The 20,798-nt window shown below is 44.0% G+C and carries 24 protein-coding genes and 1 pseudogene; 10 read left to right on the forward strand and 15 right to left on the reverse strand.

Features of this window, described 5'->3' with window-relative positions:
• Positions 1-34 precede the first annotated feature (34 nt).
• Positions 35-232: a hypothetical protein gene (locus ABIO93_RS03365; protein WP_348064433.1), complete on the forward strand. Its 198-nt coding sequence runs from the start codon at positions 35-37 to the stop codon at positions 230-232.
• Positions 233-245: 13 nt separating this feature from the next.
• Here the strand turns inward: ABIO93_RS03365 and ABIO93_RS03370 are convergent, their stop codons facing one another.
• The 6 genes from ABIO93_RS03370 to ABIO93_RS03395 form a co-directional block, all read right to left on the reverse strand.
• On the reverse strand, positions 246-494 hold the full coding sequence (locus ABIO93_RS03370) for a hypothetical protein (RefSeq protein ID WP_348064435.1): 249 nt from the start codon (positions 492-494) through the stop codon (positions 246-248).
• Between the two features lie 99 nt (positions 495-593).
• Positions 594-1,217 (reverse strand): hypothetical protein, encoded by a 624-nt coding sequence (locus ABIO93_RS03375; protein ID WP_348064437.1) that lies wholly within the window; start codon positions 1,215-1,217, stop codon positions 594-596.
• A gap of 147 nt (positions 1,218-1,364) precedes the next feature.
• Entirely contained in the window at positions 1,365-1,709 is a 345-nt protein-coding gene (locus tag ABIO93_RS03380; protein ID WP_348064478.1) for an RNase adapter RapZ, read from the reverse strand.
• 79 nt (positions 1,710-1,788) lie between these two features.
• A complete protein-coding gene (locus tag ABIO93_RS03385) occupies positions 1,789-2,256 on the reverse strand; it encodes a hypothetical protein (protein WP_348064439.1) in 468 nt (155 codons plus the stop codon).
• Positions 2,253-2,960: a hypothetical protein gene (locus tag ABIO93_RS03390; RefSeq protein WP_348064441.1), complete on the reverse strand. Its 708-nt coding sequence runs from the start codon at positions 2,958-2,960 to the stop codon at positions 2,253-2,255. The genes ABIO93_RS03385 and ABIO93_RS03390 overlap by 4 nt, the downstream gene beginning before the upstream one ends.
• A gap of 38 nt (positions 2,961-2,998) precedes the next feature.
• Positions 2,999-3,397 (reverse strand): hypothetical protein, encoded by a 399-nt coding sequence (locus tag ABIO93_RS03395; RefSeq protein WP_348064443.1) that lies wholly within the window; start codon positions 3,395-3,397, stop codon positions 2,999-3,001.
• A 271-nt stretch (positions 3,398-3,668) separates the two neighbouring features.
• Between ABIO93_RS03395 and mobC the strand changes: the two genes are divergently transcribed.
• The 4 genes from mobC (at position 3,669) to ABIO93_RS03415 (ending at position 6,499) form a co-directional block, all read left to right on the forward strand.
• The gene (mobC, locus tag ABIO93_RS03400; protein WP_348064445.1) at positions 3,669-4,004 is read left to right on the forward strand and encodes a plasmid mobilization relaxosome protein MobC; all 336 of its coding nucleotides are present in this window, start codon (positions 3,669-3,671) and stop codon (positions 4,002-4,004) included.
• Positions 4,001-4,819: a relaxase/mobilization nuclease domain-containing protein gene (locus ABIO93_RS03405; protein WP_348064447.1), complete on the forward strand. Its 819-nt coding sequence runs from the start codon at positions 4,001-4,003 to the stop codon at positions 4,817-4,819. The genes mobC and ABIO93_RS03405 overlap by 4 nt, the downstream gene beginning before the upstream one ends.
• A gap of 131 nt (positions 4,820-4,950) precedes the next feature.
• The gene (locus ABIO93_RS03410) at positions 4,951-5,697 is read left to right on the forward strand and encodes a recombinase family protein (protein WP_348064449.1); all 747 of its coding nucleotides are present in this window, start codon (positions 4,951-4,953) and stop codon (positions 5,695-5,697) included.
• A gap of 61 nt (positions 5,698-5,758) precedes the next feature.
• Positions 5,759-6,499, forward strand: a complete 741-nt coding sequence (locus ABIO93_RS03415; RefSeq protein ID WP_348064451.1) for a type IV secretory system conjugative DNA transfer family protein — start codon at positions 5,759-5,761, stop codon at positions 6,497-6,499.
• A 130-nt stretch (positions 6,500-6,629) separates the two neighbouring features.
• Here the strand turns inward: ABIO93_RS03415 and ABIO93_RS03420 are convergent.
• From ABIO93_RS03420 to ABIO93_RS03435, 4 genes and pseudogenes are all read right to left on the reverse strand, one after another.
• Positions 6,630-6,932 (reverse strand): annotated as a pseudogene (locus ABIO93_RS03420) (molybdopterin-binding protein); the annotation flags it as partial.
• A gap of 127 nt (positions 6,933-7,059) precedes the next feature.
• A complete protein-coding gene (locus tag ABIO93_RS03425) occupies positions 7,060-7,233 on the reverse strand; it encodes a hypothetical protein (protein WP_348064453.1) in 174 nt (57 codons plus the stop codon).
• Positions 7,234-7,412: 179 nt separating this feature from the next.
• Positions 7,413-7,655, reverse strand: coding sequence for a hypothetical protein (locus tag ABIO93_RS03430; RefSeq protein WP_348064455.1), 243 nt, complete (start codon positions 7,653-7,655; stop codon positions 7,413-7,415).
• Positions 7,656-7,711: 56 nt separating this feature from the next.
• On the reverse strand, positions 7,712-9,148 hold the full coding sequence (locus ABIO93_RS03435; RefSeq protein WP_348064457.1) for an NADP-dependent isocitrate dehydrogenase: 1,437 nt from the start codon (positions 9,146-9,148) through the stop codon (positions 7,712-7,714).
• Positions 9,149-9,238: 90 nt separating this feature from the next.
• On the opposite strand from ABIO93_RS03435, the gene ABIO93_RS03440 reads away from it, so the two are divergent.
• Positions 9,239-10,168 carry a LysR family transcriptional regulator gene (locus tag ABIO93_RS03440; RefSeq protein WP_348064459.1) on the forward strand — a complete coding sequence of 310 codons (930 nt, stop codon included), beginning with the start codon at positions 9,239-9,241 and terminating at the stop codon, positions 10,166-10,168.
• Positions 10,169-10,219: 51 nt separating this feature from the next.
• Here the strand turns inward: ABIO93_RS03440 and ABIO93_RS03445 are convergent, their stop codons facing one another.
• A complete protein-coding gene (locus ABIO93_RS03445; protein ID WP_348064461.1) occupies positions 10,220-10,912 on the reverse strand; it encodes a TetR/AcrR family transcriptional regulator in 693 nt (230 codons plus the stop codon).
• 143 nt (positions 10,913-11,055) lie between these two features.
• Here ABIO93_RS03445 and ABIO93_RS03450 point away from each other — a divergent pair, with 143 nt between their 5' ends.
• Genes ABIO93_RS03450 through ABIO93_RS03460 form a run of 3 tightly spaced genes read left to right on the forward strand, consistent with a single transcriptional unit; the run spans position 11,056 to position 15,485 of the window.
• Complete coding sequence (locus tag ABIO93_RS03450) at positions 11,056-12,741, forward strand: ATP-binding cassette domain-containing protein (RefSeq protein WP_348064463.1); 1,686 nt, start codon at positions 11,056-11,058, stop codon at positions 12,739-12,741.
• Positions 12,722-14,056 carry an HlyD family efflux transporter periplasmic adaptor subunit gene (locus tag ABIO93_RS03455; RefSeq protein ID WP_348064465.1) on the forward strand — a complete coding sequence of 445 codons (1,335 nt, stop codon included), beginning with the start codon at positions 12,722-12,724 and terminating at the stop codon, positions 14,054-14,056. Before ABIO93_RS03450 ends, ABIO93_RS03455 begins: the two co-directional genes overlap by 20 nt.
• Before the next feature lie 13 nt (positions 14,057-14,069).
• Positions 14,070-15,485, forward strand: coding sequence for a TolC family protein (locus tag ABIO93_RS03460; RefSeq protein ID WP_348064467.1), 1,416 nt, complete (start codon positions 14,070-14,072; stop codon positions 15,483-15,485).
• Between the two features lie 114 nt (positions 15,486-15,599).
• On the opposite strand, the gene ABIO93_RS03465 is transcribed toward ABIO93_RS03460, so the two are convergent.
• Positions 15,600-16,010, reverse strand: coding sequence for a hypothetical protein (locus ABIO93_RS03465; protein ID WP_348064468.1), 411 nt, complete (start codon positions 16,008-16,010; stop codon positions 15,600-15,602).
• 238 nt (positions 16,011-16,248) lie between these two features.
• Between ABIO93_RS03465 and ABIO93_RS03470 the strand changes: the two genes are divergently transcribed.
• The gene (locus ABIO93_RS03470; protein ID WP_348064470.1) at positions 16,249-16,566 is read left to right on the forward strand and encodes a hypothetical protein; all 318 of its coding nucleotides are present in this window, start codon (positions 16,249-16,251) and stop codon (positions 16,564-16,566) included.
• Positions 16,567-16,607: 41 nt separating this feature from the next.
• Here ABIO93_RS03470 and ABIO93_RS03475 read toward each other — a convergent pair whose 3' ends face one another.
• The 3 genes from ABIO93_RS03475 to ABIO93_RS03485 are packed head-to-tail and all read right to left on the reverse strand — an operon-like array spanning position 16,608 to position 20,547.
• Complete coding sequence (locus ABIO93_RS03475; protein WP_348064472.1) at positions 16,608-17,252, reverse strand: hypothetical protein; 645 nt, start codon at positions 17,250-17,252, stop codon at positions 16,608-16,610.
• 20 nt (positions 17,253-17,272) lie between these two features.
• Positions 17,273-19,606 (reverse strand): TonB-dependent receptor, encoded by a 2,334-nt coding sequence (locus ABIO93_RS03480; protein WP_348064474.1) that lies wholly within the window; start codon positions 19,604-19,606, stop codon positions 17,273-17,275.
• The gene (locus ABIO93_RS03485; RefSeq protein ID WP_348064476.1) at positions 19,603-20,547 is read right to left on the reverse strand and encodes a DUF4249 domain-containing protein; all 945 of its coding nucleotides are present in this window, start codon (positions 20,545-20,547) and stop codon (positions 19,603-19,605) included. Before ABIO93_RS03485 ends, ABIO93_RS03480 begins: the two co-directional genes overlap by 4 nt.
• Positions 20,548-20,798 lie beyond the last annotated feature (251 nt).

Genomic DNA, 20,798 nt, shown 5'->3' on the forward strand with positions numbered 1-20,798 from the left:
TTAGTAAATTTGGTTATAACTAAAATAAAAAGGTATGTCTCATACAGTTGTGAAAGAGAAGTCAAAAAAGACAGAAGCTGTTGTTGCGTATACAGAACAGAGTTCATCACCGAAGCGTGTAATATCTTCGGCATGGGCAAAAAAAGACCTTTCGAAAATGAACATGTTTGATAGAAAGACTGCCCAGATGGAAGAAACACTTAAAAAATTTCCACTACCTTCAAGGAAGTAATAATTCCAGTTGTTTAATCAGCATACACCCATATTCTCTGTTTTCGCGGGTTGCGTGTTAAAATAAAGCTGAAAGAGTATTTTTTATCATTCAGTTCAACGTCGGTCGAGAAATCATTGGTGTCATCGTCTTTAGGAACTTGTTTTGTTCTCTCAAAGGAAATCCCGTTGGCTTGTTCGAAATCAGCGCTGTGGTCAAGTTTACCGGCATAATAATTAAGCTGCTGGGCCTGCAGGCGCAAATAGAAGGATAGCTGTGACACTGATTTTGAAGAGCAATAGACCGGATCCTAAAAAGCTGTCACTTTAACTCCGGTTGTAATTACCTATGTAAGAAATTGATGGCGGGAAGGATTACCTGATCACCATCGTTTTTGTGAAAAATCAGCGGCCAGATCCGACTTAAGAATATGCAAACTCCAGGAATCATGTGCGATGGACTTTACGAAAGCCAATGTATCATGATGGATCCAGGCTGATGGATTGAGCGTATCCATACAGGTACCCAGAAAATTCATTCGGTCCCCAATTGGCATATGTCTCACAAATGCCAATTCAGTCATGAGCAATAAACTTTCGATGTATTCTCCCTGATAAAGCCCCAAACCGGGATACAAAAAATGGCTGATGGGCATATTACATTCCGCCTGCAACTTGCGAAGTTGCTCGCTTGCCTGATCGCAAAGAATCGTAAGTGCTTCTTTTTCTGTCGACAGCTCAGACAGTGAAGGGTTGATATTTTGAAGTACATGCAGTAAATAAAGCAGGTGTGGCCAACTGATCTGGATCGTATAAGTGGGCTTAATCCGTTTACTGTGAGCGTACTGCTTCAGGTTAAAGCCAAAATTGGCGATTATTTCACCGACAGCTGCTTGGGGATGGCTCTTGGCAACATGTATAAACCTATTGCCCAGCTTGTTAAGCTGCCCGGAATCACCTGACAAACGAACCCCCATGTTCAATGAAGTTGGCTGGAGTATTAGCATATTTTCTCATATAAGGATTAAATTAAAAGAAGGGACAGCGGCGACTGACGGCAAAATATTTTTTTATTATAAAATAGCCTTTGATGTAGTATTTCGGACATTGGCCACACCCTTTTAAGATGTAAGCTCCCGATGTTTTTTTATAACCTATACCTTGCCATTAAACCCGGCAAATACCCATTTTTCAATTTGCTGCGCAGCAAATACGGAACGATGCTTTCCACCGGTATAACCCAAAGAAACAGACAGGCAGCTGTACCCTTTTTGAAGGTAGTCATTAATGGCCAGCGCGAGAACCGTTTGTATGGCGGCCAGTAATCGGGGCATTTCGGTTTCTATCTCCAGATAATCAGCCACCGGTTTATCCTTTCCCGTGAGTGAGCTAAGGCCGTCTATTAAACCAGTGTTTTTAATGCACCTGCAATCAGCCTGGGCGGCCCCAAAACAAAACCACCGCCATGTCCGGATAAATCTGTGGTTACCCCTTGCTATATGAAAAACTTGTGATCTGTATGGTCAACATATTTGATTTTCCAATTGCTATATCCTGAGCATGGCCAAAGTTTCGGATTTAATCCAGGATTAGCTTGATCCCTTTTTTGTCGGGCAAGACCTTATAATGATTTTTCTCGAGGTAAAAGTTGCCCTGGTCATCGTGCGTGAAATGTTGTAAGACATAACTTGCTTTTTGATCTTTTAGCTCTGCTTGCTCGATTAGTTCGGGATCTGTAAGAAATTTATGTATACCATACCATGAAAGTAGTGCAACCACGATGATCGCCACCAGAGGAGCAATGTTTTTACCTGCCGCAGCTGCAAAAACTGTCCATGCAGATGTACCATGGTTATAGTGGTGATTTGTCACTATCGGTTTAACGGAATCGTTTATTTTTGTAGCTGCCTGGTCAACCTTAGTAGCCGCCTGCTCCAACACCAGCATAAGCGGGACGAGCTCCTGATCAATATCTGATTCAGGAAGATTAAACTTGCCAGCGAGGCGATGGAGCTCTTGTTTTAATTTTTGTGATTTTTCCATCATGCAATGATCTGGTCAATTTCCTTTTGCTTCTTTTTATACATCATTCTTGAGATCATACCCATGGTTGCCGGATCCGGATCTGGCTGACCAATCAGGTCAATGATTTCTTTGACGGCCCCACCGTTGCCCAAGTCCCCAAACTGTTTGAGGTCAACACCAAGTTCTTTGAGTTTTTCTACTGCCTTTTCCGCTGTTTCTATTCCACCAAAAGTACCCATGTTCACGAGCATGGTTAAAGGGAATTGCCCGGAAAGTTCCTTGGATAAAGCGGTATAATAATTTACACATGAATTTAATGCATCACGACCAGCGACGACGACAAAGATGCGCAGGGCAATACCCAGATCAGCGAGTTCCTGCCGGAGGATATCGGCAGTCACATCATGCTGTAATAGGCTAAGAAATTCCGCTGATTCAGGGGCGCCAAAATCGACATAATATTTTTCTGATTTGGCACCGGCAAGCCCTTCAAATAGACTAATGATTTTTTCACGCTCGAGCTTTTTATACTCGTTGAGTATTTTAAAGCTCCGTACGCGATCTTTTCCAACGACCGCGCCAAGACGGGCAGAAGAAGTTTGTGTAGATTCGTCCAGGTCGATAAAATTTGTTTTTTCTTCTTTCTGGTTTTGTGCTACAAACCAGATGAACAGGGATTTTCCAACGCCCCCTTTTGACTGTAAAATAAGATTGACCTGCTTCATGCTAATAGTTGGTTGATATAATAAAAGTACAATTTTGATTAAAAGTTTGTAAAGTCTAAATCAGAACCTTTTTTCCCTTTTGGTTCTTTGGTTGCATTTTCAACGATTGTCCCCCAATCCTGATCAGGCTGCACGAGCAGTTTTTTGCTTTCGGAAGGGGGGAGCACAGAAATGACAGGATGCTGTGGCAGCTGTGAAGCCTGGTTGTTTTCAGCAGGTGGCAATGTGCTTGCAGCAGTGAGCAATTGTTTTCTAAGCCTTCTTTTGAGATTGTATATGGAATGATCAGAAATGGTAATGCTCAGTTCATCTTTTATCTGTTGTATCATGATCTGTGCGGGTATGGCAAAGAGATCCTTGCCATAGTATTTAGCCAGGACATCAAAGCGCCCTTTCAGATTGAGATCAAATGCTTGTATGACATATTTTTTATCCATAATACAAATAAGAAAGGGTTATAGCACAAAATTAAATCAAAAGTACAAACAAGCAACAGGATAGATAAATATTTTTTGAAAAGTTTGCTAAATGCTATATATTCGTTTTTTGATGGTACTGTTAAAGGGAAGCAAGCCATGTGTTTGTATATACAAATTCTCCGCTTCGCTTCAAATTTGCACATACAAACACACCGGTCGTGCCTCCCTTGACTTGGGTGGCCAGCCACCATTTTGAGCCGGGGACGCGTCCCCTTTTTAAGTTTATACTATGGAAGACGAGAAGAACCCGCATTATGAAGCCCGCAAGGCTAATGCAGCCAGGCGGGAAAATAAAGGTAAAATGATCCCTGTCCGGGTCACCGAACAGGAGCATGCGCAGATCAAAGCAAACGCAATCCTGGCCGGCCTGAGCGTGTCTGAATACCTGCGCCGGCTGAGCACCGGCCACCAGGTGCAGGCACGGTTTGAAAAGGAGGAAAAGCGCAACCTGCAAGGCATAGGAACCAACCTGAACCAGCTGGCAGCATATGCCAATAAAGGTTTCTTTTATGAAAAGCCTTTGCTTGAAGTTTTGGAGCAACTTAAAAAAATACTAAAAGCATGATCGCCAAAACATCGATCGGGTCTAATTTTTCCGGAGCGATCCATTACGGCGCGGGCTATACGGTTGAAGGGAAAGAGGTCATGGGCAAGTCCGATCTCCTAATAACGCATAACGTGGTTTCCCGTGATCCGGAAGGCATCGCCGCCGAGATGCAGCAGGAGGCGTCTTACAGTCGGTGCAAGACACCAGTGTGGCATTCGTCGATTAGTTGGAAGCCGGAAGAGAAGCCCACGCGTGAGCAGATGATCGAGACGGCAAACCGTTATTGTGAAAAAATGGGGGCAGACCCGAAAGAACACCAGATTGTGGTCTATGAGCACCATGACAAACCCCACCAGCATATCCATGTTTACATCAACCGCGTGCCAACAGATGGGAGCAAAGCACTGGAAACTTCGCACAACTACGCGCGCAATGTCCGGATCTGCAAAGAGATCACCCAGGAGCTAGGTTTTTCCAAACTGGAAAAACTGGAAGAAGGCAAATTACGTCATGTGGCCGTTAACCAGGAGGATGCCCAGAAGGCGGTCAACATTGCTATCAAGGCTGCTTTAAAAGAAAAGTCCCACGATCCGGATGACATGGAGCGGCGGTTAAAAGAAAAGGGGATCGAGTGCAAATACAAAGTAGAAGAAGGTAAGCTGAAATATTCGAGTTACAGCTATCAGGGCGTGCCCATCAAAGGGCAAGACGTTGGTTTTACCGCAAAACAGTTACAGGCCAGGCTCGATAAAAACCTGGAATTTAAAAAGGAACAGCAAATCAAACCGGAACAAGAGAACCAGCAAAAACGCAGGCGCGGTATGGGCTTTTAAAGCTGTCATTCCTATCTTGACAAACAGTCAAAGGCAGCAAACAGGAACGGAATGGAAGAAATGAGCGTGCTACGGCAATGCGTTAACAGCCTTTGGACGCATATACTATATATCCACCTAATCAGGATTTGATGACAAACATCCTTTTCTTTTTGTTGGTCCCATTTGTGCTGGGACTCGCCCTTCACTGGCTGCTGGTCCTGTTTTATAAAGTCGGCCTGGGTTTTATCACTCGCTTCTTTTACCGGGGCGTGTTTATTACTGACGACACGCTTTTCAAGCAAGATATTCTCTGGAACAAGCCACAGATCAGGTTTATGTTGGCACTATTGCCATGCCTGGTACTGGGAGTCCTTTTTCCCACTATTTTGACCGACCCTATTACCAATAGCAGCTTTTTAAAATTGACCATGCAGGCCACAACTGGCATTTTCCTTGCATTTGTGTCCTATATTAATTTCAGGGGCAGAAAGAAGGAGACTAGCAGTGCGCCTGCAGCACGCAGGCCGGGCAATGGTTTTGTACTGGATCCCATTGATACAACTTCACCGGGCGGTCTTCTGGTATTTCAGATATTTTGTGCACTTGCTGAGCATGAACGTAATGTTATTGTTCAACGGACAAGAGCCGGCCTGGATTCTGCACGGGCGCGGGGAAGAAAAGGCGGGCGACCAAAAGGGTTAGCTGTAAAATATCAGAAGATGGCACCCTCTGTGAAAAATCTATATGAATTAGGTCAACAATCTACGACTGAGATCATGAACTCGTTCCAGATCGGAAGCAGAAGGACATTTTATAAGGTATTGCGCCATGCAGGAGTGATCATCAAACCGATTGATCGCTCAGGGCGTAAGGATAATGAAAATCCCTTAGCGTAATTCTTTGTCCATTTGCTAAAAGAACCCCTACTGCAAACCGTGAGCGGTAGCACCATAGAGATTGATAACCCGACGCGCGGGATCTTTATTTGCGGCGGGGCTGGATCTGGCAAGAGCAAAAGCATCATTGAGCCCATTATCCAGCAATCCGGACAGGTTTACAGGCCTTGTCTATGATTTCAAGTTTCCGGTCTTGGCATCGGAGGTAAACGGTGCTTACCAAGGCAGCAGGGTCAAGACCTGGTTTGTCAACTTCACAGATTTAACATACAGCCACCAGATCAACCCGGTCAGTCCGAAGGTAATCACCAATGCCAGCTACGCGCGGGAAGCGGCCAAAACAATCCTTTCCAACATTGATTTTAAAGCATCGCAAAAGCGGGACTTCTGGATCCAGTCGAGCGAAGCAATCCTGACAGCAGCAATCTGGTACCTTAGAAATAACCATCCCCAATATTGCACTTTGCCACACGTGATCGCGCTGATGTTAAAACATGAGCCGAAAGAGCTGATCAGGCTTTTTCAACAAGACCTGCAGGTTAAAGCGATCATTGCCAGTGTGGCCAGTGGATCAGAGAGTGAGAACCAGCTGGCGGGTGTCTTTGCGTCAATACAGAACTACCTGTCTACACTGGCCACTCCTGAAATTTTCTGGGTACTGTCCGGAGATGAAGTACCGCTGGATTTGAACAATCCGGAAAACCCTGGTATTCTAACGGTCGGTAATGACCCTACGTTATCTGATACATTAAGCCCTGTGATTTCCCTGATTGTCAGTATGGCGACAAATGCCTTGCTGTAAAATTCTATGGCGACTGAACCATTGCTCACTGTTAGTGTAGGGACAATGATTGCCGGACTATTGCTATTTTGATACAAGCTCATGTCTTTTTAGGTACAATAGTATGTTAAAAAAGCTGAAACTCGGCGTATCAAATTTTTGCAAATGCGACTTTGATCGCACGCACTTCACGGATCCATCTAGCGGGCTTTTTTTCACCAGGAGTAATAATGCGGAATGGGTCTTCGCCTACGGCAAGTGGCTGGCCGTCTTTTGTGGTTGCCAATAGGATCACCCGATCTGTAAACTCGGGATCGATTTCGGCCAGGGAGTAAATCACTTCGTAACCATCAGCAGCAGTGATCAATACATATTTTGCCAGGTTTTCGCCCCGCAGCTCGGCTCCGGTTGTAACACCTGCTTTTTCAAGGATCTCAATCAAGGCAACCCCGGAAAATTCATGCTCTTTTCCATCGCGGTCTTTAACTTTTGATTGTTAGAAGCATTTGTTTAATGCTCTTTCCGGAATGCCAAGGTGTCCATCCGGTTTGTTTTCAAGCATTTAGCTGCTTAATTGTTGGCTATGTAATGCTGGCAGTCGTTAGTAACTGGATGGAAATCGTCGCATTAACAGATACTTTGCACCCAAGGGATTGTGCCAGCAGAAGATGCTCACTGATATGGAGCCGCGCCTTTGATAACTCCTGGATCCTGGATTCGCTTTTGGCTTCAACGATACCAAATCTTTCCTGCATACTAAAATTTTTTAAATGGTGATACTGGATCTTTTGGTTTATGAGGCTTAATAATAGATCACGTGCATCGTCACATTCAAAGGTGCCTGAGATTAAAGGAATGTCAGCATTTTCCATATTTGGGCCTGATTAGGTTAGTTTGTAATATTGAAATCTTCTATCACACGGTATCTTATTAATTATCCAACATTCATGTGCGATATCATTGCGACATTACCCGGAATGCTTTGTACATATTTTTTCATTTCTGATAGATCGTCTTGTAACTTTTTTATCTTTTTTTCGCGACTCTTTATATCCTCCTCGTTCATGTCGCTGCTTATTTTCTGCTCATGGTACTTTATCTTCACCTGAACCAGCTGAGAAATGAGCTCCATGGCATCACTTGCGGGAAATTCACCTTTGACCAATTGAATTGTCATGATTGATGTGGTTATGATGTTAAGTTGTTTTTTTCACTTTGACTTAGAAGCTTGACTTATTGCCCCTGGCCCAATGAGAACCCTGGTGTTCCATCGAACGTATATAGGTTCTCGGTCTTGATGGAATCGATCTTTTCGTTTATGCATTTGGAAAGAAGCTCGACGATAAAAGATTTGCTCATCGTAACCCCGGACTCTGCCTGGAATCGGCACCGCCAATGATCGGTGCAAAAAGTTTCTTTGAATCCATCGGGCCATACCTTGATCCCCCTGTTCGTGATCATTTTAAGTTTAATGCCGTCCGCTTCAATTTTGCTGACTATGCCTGCGAGCTCGTCCGGATTTGATCCACTCCAATGGACAAACACATCTACACCGATCAGCTCCTTGGCTAGTTGCGGTTTGCGCTGATACCGTGGGAGTGTAAGCGCTGCATTCTGCGCATAGGTAACCGGCTTTAATTCCGAAGGTTTCTTCCCAAGATTTGTGATGACTGCATCAGCGAATTCACTGGTACCCACTTTCAACTTGCTGGTCCCCTCTTTAAATATGTCATAGGTATGTATGCCGTCTTCAATCGTTTTCAACCAAGCATTCTGCACCTTTTCGGCCACATCTGTCTGACCTATGTGATTTAGCATCATCACTGCCCCCTGCAACAAACCTGAGGGATTAGCCATGTTTTGACCTGCCCTTCTTGGCGCTGAACCATGGATTGCCTCAAACATGGCGCACTCTTCCCCGATATTGGCTGACCCGGCCAAACCAACTGAGCCTGCAATCTGTGCCGCCACATCGCTGAGCACATCCCCGTATAGGTTAGGCATCACAAGCACATCGAAAGCCTGTGGCGTGTCCGCCATTTTCGCTGCGCCGATGTCGATGATCCAATGTTCATTTTCAATGTCAGGATACTCTTTTGCGATCTCATCAAAGACGCGGTGGAATAATCCATCGGTCTGTTTCATGATGTTGTCTTTGGTGAAACAGGTAACCTTTTTCCTTACCTGCTGCCGGGCGTATTCAAAGGCGTAGCGGACAATTTTTTCACATCCGGGCCGGCTGATCAATTTCAGGCATTGCACTACTTCATCTGTTTGCTGATGCTCAATGCCTGCGTAAAGGTCTTCTTCATTTTCACGTACGATGACAAGGTCCATAGCCGGATGCTTTGTGCTTACAAAAGGATGAAGGCTCATGCAAGGCCTTACATTTGAATAAAGCCCCAAGAATTTACGCGTAGTGACATTTAGGCTTTTATACCCCCCGCCCTGTGGCGTTGTGATAGGGGCTTTTAAGAAAATCTTATTACGCCGGATGGTTTCCCACGCCTCTGGTGCTATCCCGGCCGCGTTGCCGGCCAGGTAAACGGCCTCTCCTACCGTAATTTCTTCAATGTTAATCGCGGCACCGGCTGCCAAAATAATTTTTAAGGTCGCATCCATAATTTCCGGGCCGATCCCATCGCCTTTTGCTACTGTAATTGTTGTCATCCTTGTTAGTTTGATTTACAGCTGCAAAGCTATTTTTAATAATACATATATTTTTATTTATATTTACTATGATTAGCATAAACGATTTTTATGAATTATACTTTAAACCAACTTCGGATATTCGTTGCTGTTGTGAGAGCTCGAAGTGTCACCAAAGCGTCAGAAGAGCTTCATTTGTCACAGCCAGCAGTGTCTATTCAGCTCAGGAACTTTGAAGCACAATTCGACATCCCCCTTACTGAGGTAGTCGGAAGAAAGATCTACATCACTGATTTTGGGCGAGAGATCGCTGCGGCGGCCGAAAGCATTATTGAACAAGTGCATGCCATTAATTACAAAACACTGGCTTACAAAGGACAATTGGCAGGTAAATTAAAAATCTCGGTGGTGTCTACCGGAAAGTATGTAATGCCGTTTTTTTTGTCAGAATTCTTATCCCAGCATGCAGGGATAGAGCTTATAATGGACGTGACTAATAAAAGTAGTGTATTAGAAAGCTTGGAAAACAACGAGGTTGACTTTGCCCTTGTGTCTATATTACCTACTACTATAAATATTGATTGGCTGGAACTTTTGCCAAACAGGCTCTTTCTGGTTGGCAAGACCGGGCAAAATGTCAACACTAAAAATGTTGTCAATGAACAGCTGCAAATCTATCCTTTAATTTTCCGGGAAAAAGGTTCTGGTACCCGCCTAGCCATGGAGCGCTTTATTTCCGAACAGAACATTACCGTCTTCAAAAAAATGGAGCTTACGTCCAATGAGGCAGTCAAGCAAGCTATCCTGGCAGGACTAGGTTATTCGATTATGCCTTTGATAGGTATAAGGAATGAGTTAAGTAACCGTCAATTGGAAATCATAGACGTCCAGGGCCTGCCAATACAGACTACATGGAGCTTGGTCTGGCTTAAAGAAAAAAAGCAGTCCCAAGCTTCTCTATCTTTTTTAGAGTTTGTCACCAGCCGAAAATCGGCAATCATTGAGCAGAATTTTAGTTGGTGCGAGCCATACGAAAAATAAACTACTGCATGGATCAATTAATAGATCATACTATTTGAAAATGACAGGGGACTATGTAAGCCGATTATCACGAGCATCCAGAACACTAAATAAGAGATTACTCAAAAAATGGGCTGTAAAGTTATTCTGATCAGTACTACTAACATCGGTTAGTTTGGGGAGGTAATTACTGAAAAACTGTTGAAAATGGGACGTTTCTATCAAGGTACTGCTCAGTGACCTAGGATACTGATATGCGGGATTGTATTCACTTACGATCTCAGCAATCTTTCCGCATAAATCCTTATAGGCTTTGAAAACCTCAGCTTTATTAATCTCCTTCACATCTTTGACCAGATACACTTTACTGCTTTCCGAAATCACAATCTGATTTAAAAAGCTCTTGTTGTAATCCATTTTCCCGGAACTCTGGGGAAGCTCCTGCGTGAGCAGTTCAATGATGGTTTGCAATTTGACCCTAGCATCCTGGATATTCTGAAGCCTGAAAATAACCAAAAATTCCATGTAGCTCCAATACCAGTTTAGAATATAAAGCAGAAGACGGTGCTTATTCTCAAAATAGCGGTATACCGTGGCCTCAGTCGAATTTACCTCTGCTGCGAGCTTTTTAAATGTAAAATGCTCGAAACCCAATTCGAAAATTAGGTCAATAGCGCTCTTTACCAATTGTTTGCCCAATTCGCTGCTCTCAGGGTCCTTCAAATAGACCTTCTCATTCAAATGAAAACTCAACTGAAAATCCATAAAACGTCATTTATACCTCGAAAATAGCAAAATAACGAACATCGGTAGTAAATATTCCAATAAAAATATATTTACTTTGTCAAATAATGGTAATACTATTGACATTAGGCTTAACGTTTAACTTGAACTTCAATTCAAAGTTTATGGAAAAAGTAACCCCTTTTAGAAGAATATGGGACTTGATACTTCTAGACCGGTCGGACGCAATAGCAATTTACTTTTACGCCATCTTAAGCGGTTTGGTGAATTTGAGTCTTCCACTAGGCATCCAGGCCATAATAGGGTTTGTATTGGGGGCATCCATGGTAACATCTATTTATGTATTGATATTCTTGGTTGTCATCGGAGTTGCTATGGTTGGAGTGATGCAGATCAATCAGATGAAGATTATTGAAAAAATACAGCAGAAAATTTTTACTCGCTATGTTTTTGAGTTTGCAGACAAGATCCCTCGATTTGACCTAATAAAAACAGACGGATTTTATCTTCCTGAAAAAGTCAACCGCATTTTTGATGTGATCAGTGTTCAGAAGGGCTTATCAAAATTGATGCTTGACGTTCCTGCGGCAAGTATCCAGATCATATTTGGATTGTTGCTGCTTGCAATCTACCATCCTTTCTTTATCGTTTTTGGCCTGACATTACTCATTATACTGCTTGTGATCTTTCGGTGGACCGGTACAAATGGCTTAGAAACTAGTCTAGAGGAGAGTGTCAATAAATATAAAACAGCTGGCTGGCTTGAAGAAATGGCACGGGTCATCGACCCCTTCAAACTCAATTATGATGCCCACTTGAACCTAACAAAAACGGATGTATATGTTACCCGCTATTTACAGTCGCGCACCGACCACTTTGCCATACTACTAATACAATACAAAACACTAATCATCACAAAAGTCGCTATTACTTTGGCGATGCTTGCAGGCGGCTCTTATCTTCTGCTGGGCCAGCAGCTCAATGTCGGTGAATTTATTGCTGCTGAAATTGTGGTGCTCATTGTGATTAATGCGGTGGAAAAGCTGATCGTCAACTTGGACAGCGTATATGATATGGCAACAGGGCTTGAAAAGCTTGCCAAGGTGACCGAAAATCTTTCTGAACGCGAAGGCGATATCACGCTCGAAAAAGTGCATACAGGTGTAGATATAGACCTGATCAGTTTTTCCTTTACATTTCCCAACAATAAAAAGATATTAAAGGATGTCAATATGCATATCGCTGGTGGTAGCCTTGTCGGTGTCTTCGCAAACGGCATGTCTGGTAAATCTACCTTTTTAAAAATCCTGGGGGGGCACTTCCAGCAGTTCTCAGGGTCTTTGATGTTCAATAAAATCCCGCTGAGCAATTACCGGCTTGCCTCGCTGCGAGAGAAAACCGGTATGTACCTGAATCAGAAAGATATTTTTATCGGGTCGGTATGGGAAAACATCATCGTTGGCAGAAACCACATTAGCACACAAGAAATTATCAGTCTTGCCGAGAAAACAGGGCTTTCCGGTTTCCTTGATTTGTTACCGGAAGGGTTCCAGACCCAAGTTGACCCTAACGGCAAGAATCTTCCCAGTCAGTACATCAAGCGCATTTGTCTGCTTAGGGCACTATTGGACAAGCCGATCCTTTTACTGCTGGAAGATCCCTGGGAAGGAATGGCCGGGCCAGACAAGCAAAAAATGATGGAATACTTGTTGGGTAAACCAAACAATGCTACCGTCATTGTTATAAGCAATGAGGATGAATTCCTGGAACGGTGCGATTACCGTATTCTACTAAGTAACGCAGCAGCCACCATAACCCGCAATATAGAAAATGGATCCGGTAAAGTATAAAATCCCACTCAAATCCCTGGATGTAATTTACTTGCAAGATCAGGAAAGCAAGGTCCGCTATTGGTTTTATGGCATCGTTCTCCTACTCGGACTCGCGCTCTTTTTACCCTGGACACAAAATATCAAGGCCCGGGGCGATATTACCTCCCTTTACCAGGAGCAGCGCCCCCAGAACATTAATTCCCCCATTCCCGGCAAAATCCTCAAATGGGCTGTAAAGGAAGGCGACTTTGTTAAAAAAGGCGACACGATCATGCAGATATCAGAGATCAAAGAAGATTATCTGGATCCAAACCTGGTAGGCCGCACCCAGCAGCAGGTGGACGCCAAAAAAGGTTCGATCAATTTATACAAGGGAAAAGCGGCCACCTCAGTTTCTCAAATGCAAGCATTGCAGGCAGCTAAAATTTTAAAAATCAGTCAGCTTGAAAATAAGCTAGGACAGTTAAACAACAAGCTGACCGGTGAGCAGGCAGAGCTGGAAGCCGTCACCAATGAATTTAACCTGAGCAAGGATCAATACGAACGCCAGCAGACAATGTTCGAGCAGGGGCTGGTTTCCCAGACCCAGCTTCAGCAACGGAACACCTCCTTTCAGAATGCGCTGGCTAAAAAAATAGCCGCCGAGAACAAGATTGCCCAGACAAGGCAAGAACTGCTCATTGTCGAGATCGAACAAAACGGCGTGCGTCAGGAGTATGCCGAAAAGATCAGCAAAGCAGAAGGTGACCGGCTGCAAAGCCTGAGTAATATCGCATCCGGACAAGGGGAAATGGCCAAGTTGGAAAACCAGGTGGCAAACTATACGATCCGCAATGGCATGTATGTAATCCTGGCACCACAGGACGGTCAGATCGTGCAGGCAAACAAGGCGGGAATTGGCGAGATCCTTAAAGATGGCGAACAGGTCACGATGATCGTCCCGACGCGCGTGAATTATGCCGTTGAAATGTACGTGCGCCCGGTGGACCTGCCTCTGGTCAGCATCGGTCAAAAAGTCCGGTTTATGTTTGACGGTTTCCCGGCCATCATTTTCAGCGGCTGGCCTCAGAACAGCTACGGAACGTTTGGCGGAAAAGTGGTCGCCTTCGAGCATACGATCAGTGCCAACGGGATGTTCAGGGTGCTTGTGGCAGAAGATAACGCTGACCGGCCCTGGCCACAGCAGCTAAAATTGGGAACTGGCGCGCAGGGCATCGCTTTGCTCAAAGACGTGCCATTATGGTATGAGCTTTGGCGGAACATCAATGGGTTCCCACCGGATTACTACACCTTGAAAGAACCGGGGCTGAAAAATCCGGGCAAAGGGAAATAACATGGCCTCCAATATGAAAATCTTAGTAATCCAATTGAGCCTGACGGTAGCGCTGGCAGGTCTAGATGTGGCCATCGCGCAGGATTCCACAAAGACGCTAAACCCGGTGCAGGTGATGGAACTAGTCCGAAAGTTTCACCCTGTCGCCAAACAAGCCGTTCTCCATATTGAAAAGTCTCAGGCCGACCTGCTTGTCGCGCGTGGCGGGTTCGACCCTGTCGTAGGTGCATATGTTTCAAGCAAACGCTTTGAGGGGACCAATTACTATCGCAGCACTTCACCGGAAATCCTCATTCCTACCTGGTACGGGATCGAGGTGCATAGTGGTGTGGACAACTACACAGGCGAGCGGCTTGACCCGACGATGACCAAAGGACAATCTGCTTTTCTGGGTGTAAGCGTTCCACTTGCACGGGACCTGATCATGGATAAGCGGCGTGCATCCTTAAAACAGGCAAGAATTTTTAGGTCGCTGGCTGACACCGAGCAAAGACAGGTAATAAATGATTTGCTAATGGATGCTATGGATGCTTACTGGCAATGGGTAAACTACCATAACCAGTTTCTGATCGTCCAGGCCAACGTGGTTATTAATGCACAGCGGCTAGACTTTGTACGTAAGTCGTTACTGAATGGTGAGCGTGCAGCCATTGATACCATTGAAACGCTGGCTCAATTACAGAGCTTTCAGTACCAGCAAAATCAGTACAAGCTGGAATTCCGAAATGCAGGCCTAAGGCTTTCAGCTTTTCTGTGGAATGATGCAGCAGAACCCTACATCTTACCAGAAACGGTTTTGCCGCCCGCAGACTGGGACAACCAACAAAACATGACGGATTTCGAGTTGGACCTGGCTAGCCTGCTTATAGCAGCCGCCCAGACACATCCCGAACTTAGAACCTACGATTTTAAACTCCGCGCCCTGGATATTGAAAAAAGGCTCAAATTTCAACAGCTTTTGCCCAAAGCCGATTTTCGCTACAACCATCTGAGCAAAGGCTATAATGCACTGGCCAGCGCGGGGGAGCACGCAATCTTTGATAACAATTATCAATACGGCTTCAAGTTTGAAATCCCACTACGGCTATCGGCTGGCCGCGGAGAATACAAGATGGCACAGCTCAAAATTCAGGAAACACGACTTGACCAAACGCAAAAGCAGCTGGACCTGGAAGTTAAAGTCAGGCAATACCATAACGAATTCAATACGCTCAGGGAGCAGATCAGCTTACAGAGTTTAAACTATGCTAACTATCAGCAACTAGTAAAAGCTGAAGAACTCCGGTTTTCTAACGGAGAAAGCTCACTATTTCTGATCAACAGCCGGGAAAACAAGGCATTGGAAGCCAGGCAGAAGCTGGTCGAACTTAAAACAAAATACTTCAAAACAGCGTATGCTCTCCAATGGAGCGCCGGGTTATTGGATTAAAAGCCTAATCCAAAGAATACTTCAGAATAATATCATCGTAAATTTATTAATTTAGGATGATTACGTACTAAATTGGAAATTTATACTTTTCATAGGGTCAAATTAATTTAGAAACTAATGTTTAATCCTCCCATTATGACCTTTGCAACCTAAGCAGCTTACCTGGTTTTTAACCTGCGGAACCGGGCTTAGCGACTTTTGGTGCAGGAAGTCATTGGCAAAATTGGTGCTTAATGTGGCCAGCGCCTGGTCATAGTCCGGACTGCTGGCTGATGGCAAGGCTATGCTATTACCGAAGGTGTCCGGAAAAAACTGGATGGATAGCGGTTTGCGCCGGAGAATCTCAATGAAGTCATTTCGATGGTCCGTAATGACGGTTTCGTCATAGCAGCGCGCGAGCGTGCCGGCCATGTAAGCAGCCGTTTGCACCAGCACATCATCCTGGAAACCGACAAAGCCGAAGCTGGATTCATTGAACAGGTTCGAAATGTGGTTCTGCTCGATATACCGAACAAACCCTTTCATAAATGTTTGGTCGCCAAGCTGGCTTGAGACCAGGTCGAGATTAGGCAGCAGTCGGAACAGCTCCCGGTCAGCCAGGCTGTGCAGGAACTTGTAGAAGGATCCTATGTAGCCAAGCCCCTCCCCTATCAGTTGTCGTTTGTCGACGATGACAGAGAAAACCTTAAATGGGTTAAATTAAAGAAAGGGAGAAAAACCGTCACGACCTTCGCATAGGAATTTGGCATCCCTACAATACGGTATGGCGAATGTCTTTTTCTTTCTGGTGGTTCCCTTTTTTATGGGACTTGCACTTCACTGGTTGTTAGTACTGCTTTATAAAGTCGGTTTGGGCTTTATAACACGGTTCTTTTACCGGGGTGTGTTTATCTCTGATGATACGCTTTTCCGCCAGGATATCCTCTGGAACAAACCACAAATCCGGTTTATGCTCGCCCTGTTGCCATGCCAGGTGTTGGGTGTTATTTTTGCCACGCTACTGACCGATACGGTCACAGATAGCAGTTTTTTAAATTTACCATGCAAGGGACGGCTGGGGCCTTTGTGGCCTTTACTGTGACAGAATCGCTGCCAAGCTTTAATGCTGCTAAATATTGAGACCTACCTAATAAATATCGAAAGCCCCAGCCTGTATTTAAGATTTTCATTGGAGTCTAAGATCCTGGAATTGTTATCGAAACGAGCATTATATAACGCCTCAAGAGCAACATGCCTGCCAATACGGAAACTCAACCCAAATGCACCGGATAAGGCAAAATTCTGAGAATCAGATGAAGCTTCTAGGCTGCCCTTCTGCTCGTTACCCCATTGAAAGTTATATCCTGAGGAGAGTTGCACAAATGGTTTTAGCTTGAAATCCAGAAGGTAATAGCGGGAATATATTTCCGGAAGAACCGAATAAAATTCATATTCAGGAATCATATAAACAGCCGGGGTGCCTGTCTTAAGTCTTTGGGAAGATTTGCCTATCGATAACTGGAACCCTACCACCAAACGATTAGCTACCAGATAACCTACCTGGGGTGCGAGCGACCAGTTCTTGCCGGAATGGTTAATCGTATTAACGCCAGATCCAGAAGCATTTAAGGCCAAAGTGAAGCTGCCCTTTCTTAACTCTTTAGGGGAAAGTCTGCCAGAAAGGGCTTTTGATTCATTCACCAACGAATCTGATTGTGCATGAGCATGGCCATGCATAGCAAGGATAAAAAAGCAAACAATAAGGAGAAAATATTTGGGTCTTAACATGGTTTTTTAATATAATATGTCTAAAATTTTAGTGTATAACCTATGTAAGGTAGTACTGGAAGAAATGAAACCTGCTTAATTGAAATTGCTGTTGGCTTGAAGTTACTCCGCTGGATCTTCAGGTCGAGATATAAAGGATTATTTCTGTTATAGGCATTGTACAATCCTAAGCTCAACTCAGCCTTGCGTTTACGGGCGGTGGTTAAAGATTTGACTGCACCAATATCCAGCCTATGGAAGCTGGGCATTCTTCCATTGTTGCGATTGTTGTATATAAACTTTGGGTCAAAACCATTCTCGGTAAGGGTAGCGGCCTCGGGCAATGTGACAGTATGTCCCGTCTGATAAACAAAAGTGGTATTGAGGCTCCATTTCTTGCCAAGCAAATATCCGGCGGTAAGCGACAGATTATGTCGTCTGTCGTACTTCATTGGATACCAGTTTTTGTCATTTATTCCTGAAAATTTCCTTTCAGATTTGGACAAAGTGTAAGCAAAAGAACCTTTGAATTTGCCTAAGTTTTTACTGATCATAAACTCCATTCCTTTTCCCCGTCCGATACCATTTTTTATAACAACATCATCCCAGGAACCGGCAAGCAGGCCGGTAAAATTAGTACCATCAGGATAGTCTATGAGGTTTTTCATCCTTTTGGCATATACTTCGAGAGAAAACTCCCAGCCTGAGACGGGAAAAGTTTTATATAGTCCGACTGACAATTGATTAGCCCTTGACGGGACCACCTTATCCGTAGAAGGTAGCCACGCATCATACCCAAATCCAAAGCCGTTGTTTGTAAGCAGATGAAGGTATTGGTTCATCACAGAGTAACCTGTTTTCAACGACCAGTTGCCCGGAAGTGACCAATTTATCCCTAGTCGCGGTTCCGGGTTGTAGAATGTACGACCCTTGACTTTGTAAAGACTATTACGTAGACCGGCATTCAACCGGATCCGAGATGTTAAAGCAATATCGCTATCAACATACAAATCCAGCTGATATGCGGGAAGCTGCCCTTCTTTGGTATCATCAAATAAGCCATTATAGTTGCTTTTCGTAACAAACGGGCTGAAGGAATGCCTGGTAGCGTCGAGACCGAATTTTATATTCAATTGATTTGTGGGAAAATAATCAAACTGAATTTTACCTCCCCAATCGCTTACACCTGCATTGGTATTACGATAAAGACTAGCGGGTTGTCCATTTACACCTTGATCTTCGAAATTATTGGTGTATTCACTGGTGTATTTCGAATAGAGCAGGGCAAATCTTGCGAAAAGTTTTTGAGAAAAAACCTTACTGTATCTAAGCGTTGCCGTGGTATTGCCCCAATTGTTCCCAACGGCTGTTTCAGTTTCTTTTCCATTATTGGTGATACTCCACTCAGCATATTTAAACCGGTCATAGCCATTGTATACACTAACATATACCTGATCCGTTTTATTAATCTGATAATTAAACTTTGCATTCAGGTCATAAAAACGATAAACACGGTCCTCTCCTGTGCCGGAGCTGGGTTTCTTTCGTAAACTGAGCAAGGAAGTAAGCCCCAATGTAGAAACCCGTCCGGATATGATAAACGAAGCTTTGTTTTTAATGATTGGCCCCTCCAGTGTAAGTTTCTGGTTGAGTAGGCCCAGTCCTACTTCTCCACCAAATTTTTGGTTATTCCCATCTTTCATAGTCAGATCAATGACTGAGGCCAGTCTGCCTCCGTACCGGGCAGGGAATGCCCCTTTATAAAGATCCACCGATTTTAAAGAATTTGGATTGAAGACCGAGAAAAAGCCACCCAGATGCATCACATTGTAAACAGGCGCTTCATCAAGCAGGATCAAATTTTGGTCCGGCGTTCCGCCCCGAATATATAAGCCTGCACTCCCTTCGGTACCGGTGGAAACACCCGGTGTGTAGCTTAATGCTTTTAAAACATCGACTTCGCCCAGTAAGGCCGGCAACGCTTTAATCCTGTCAATAGGAATTGACAAACTCCCTATTGGAGAGCGCAGGATTTTATTTTCCCTGATATTTATCTCATTTAGATTATTGGCCTGCGACAATTTTATCTCCAGCGGAACGCTAAGCGTTGAAAGATTTTTTATGTATACAGGCAAATAACCAACGTAACCGACTTTAAGATAATGATCCGGCGAAGGCACTTCAATGCTAAAAAAGCCATATGCATTGGTATGCACACCGGTCCCCGAGATGCTATCACTTATAGAAGCCCCAATGAGCAATTCTCCGCTCATAGCATCACGTACCGTTCCACTTATTGTAAGTTTTTGAGAAAAACTACGCTGTGCGATCAGACCAAATAACAAAGCAAATACAATGGCAAATGGCTGGTTCATGGTAACTCTATGGTCTTTTCGTTGGACGCAAAAATAAGTCCATAGCCATTTTTGATGTTGGTTAATGCCTTCTGGGGAGGAAGTACCAGATGATCAACACCCTCAGGTTGCTTATTTTCTATTTTCGCATATTCAAAAAAATCTTTTGAAATAACCCCAACACGTACTACTACTTTCAAGGCTCGGATGGTAGAGTTGTAACCAGATTCGTTTTCCACATAAAACTTGAGTGGAACGGCAGGCGCAGGTAAGCACTGATTTGACATCAGGAAAACACGGCTTTGAGGATAAACAATGGCCTTTAGAATGTCATTATATTCGGGCTTCTCTACTTCTATTCCCCAGGTATGGCAATCTTCTTCATTGGCGGGTATATTGTCTGCCGAAGCATAGGGATAGCTGGAAAGTGTATCGTTTATATAGTAATTTGTCAGTTTGATGCTAAAGTATCTGTCAAGCAAGGCATCTTCTTTTGTAAAATACAAACTGATCAGATCTTGCGAGGTTTGATGGTTCATTTGACCAACAACATCACGAGTTCTTATCGCAGTCATATCAGGCAATGCCAATGGGACAGTGACAAGGGCCGACTCCGCAGTGGGGAAAGAAGGTGTCGATACCTGCACCAGGTAGGTAGCTCCCGCCTGCACGAGGCTGTCAGAAGTATAAAATCCTGGCTCTTTTCCGGAATGCAGAAGTGTTATATATTCTTTGCCGTTTTTATATAATACGACGGTAGCATTGTTAACTGTGGCATCGGCAGGAATTTTTCCGACAGGGTTAAAGGTTTTTGTCACTTGTATTCTGACCGGTAAACTTGCCTGAAGTTTGCCCCATAACACGAGTTTGTCACCCGCGTAAGGGATTTTCAGGTCCAAGTCCTGTTCTTTACAACCGACGAGAAACATTAGTATTAAAATAGGAAGGTATTTCATCGTCATAGTGAGATATATTTAAGCCAAAGGTATATACAAGTCCAAAATTAGGCATATATATAGCTTTGGCTCGCGTTTACCAATTTACATATTCATAACCTAAGTATGTAAATACACAATAATGGCTCATTCAGGATAAAAATACTGGCCATAGTATTTAGATGGGGTAACTTGACAATTCATCTTCCCACTTGTCCCGTTGAGCCAAGACATCGAGGACGCACCTGAAACCTCACCAACGAACAAACTAATCTCTT

Source organism: Dyadobacter sp. (assembly GCF_039919315.1).
Classification (GTDB): Bacteria; Bacteroidota; Bacteroidia; order Cytophagales; family Spirosomataceae; genus Dyadobacter.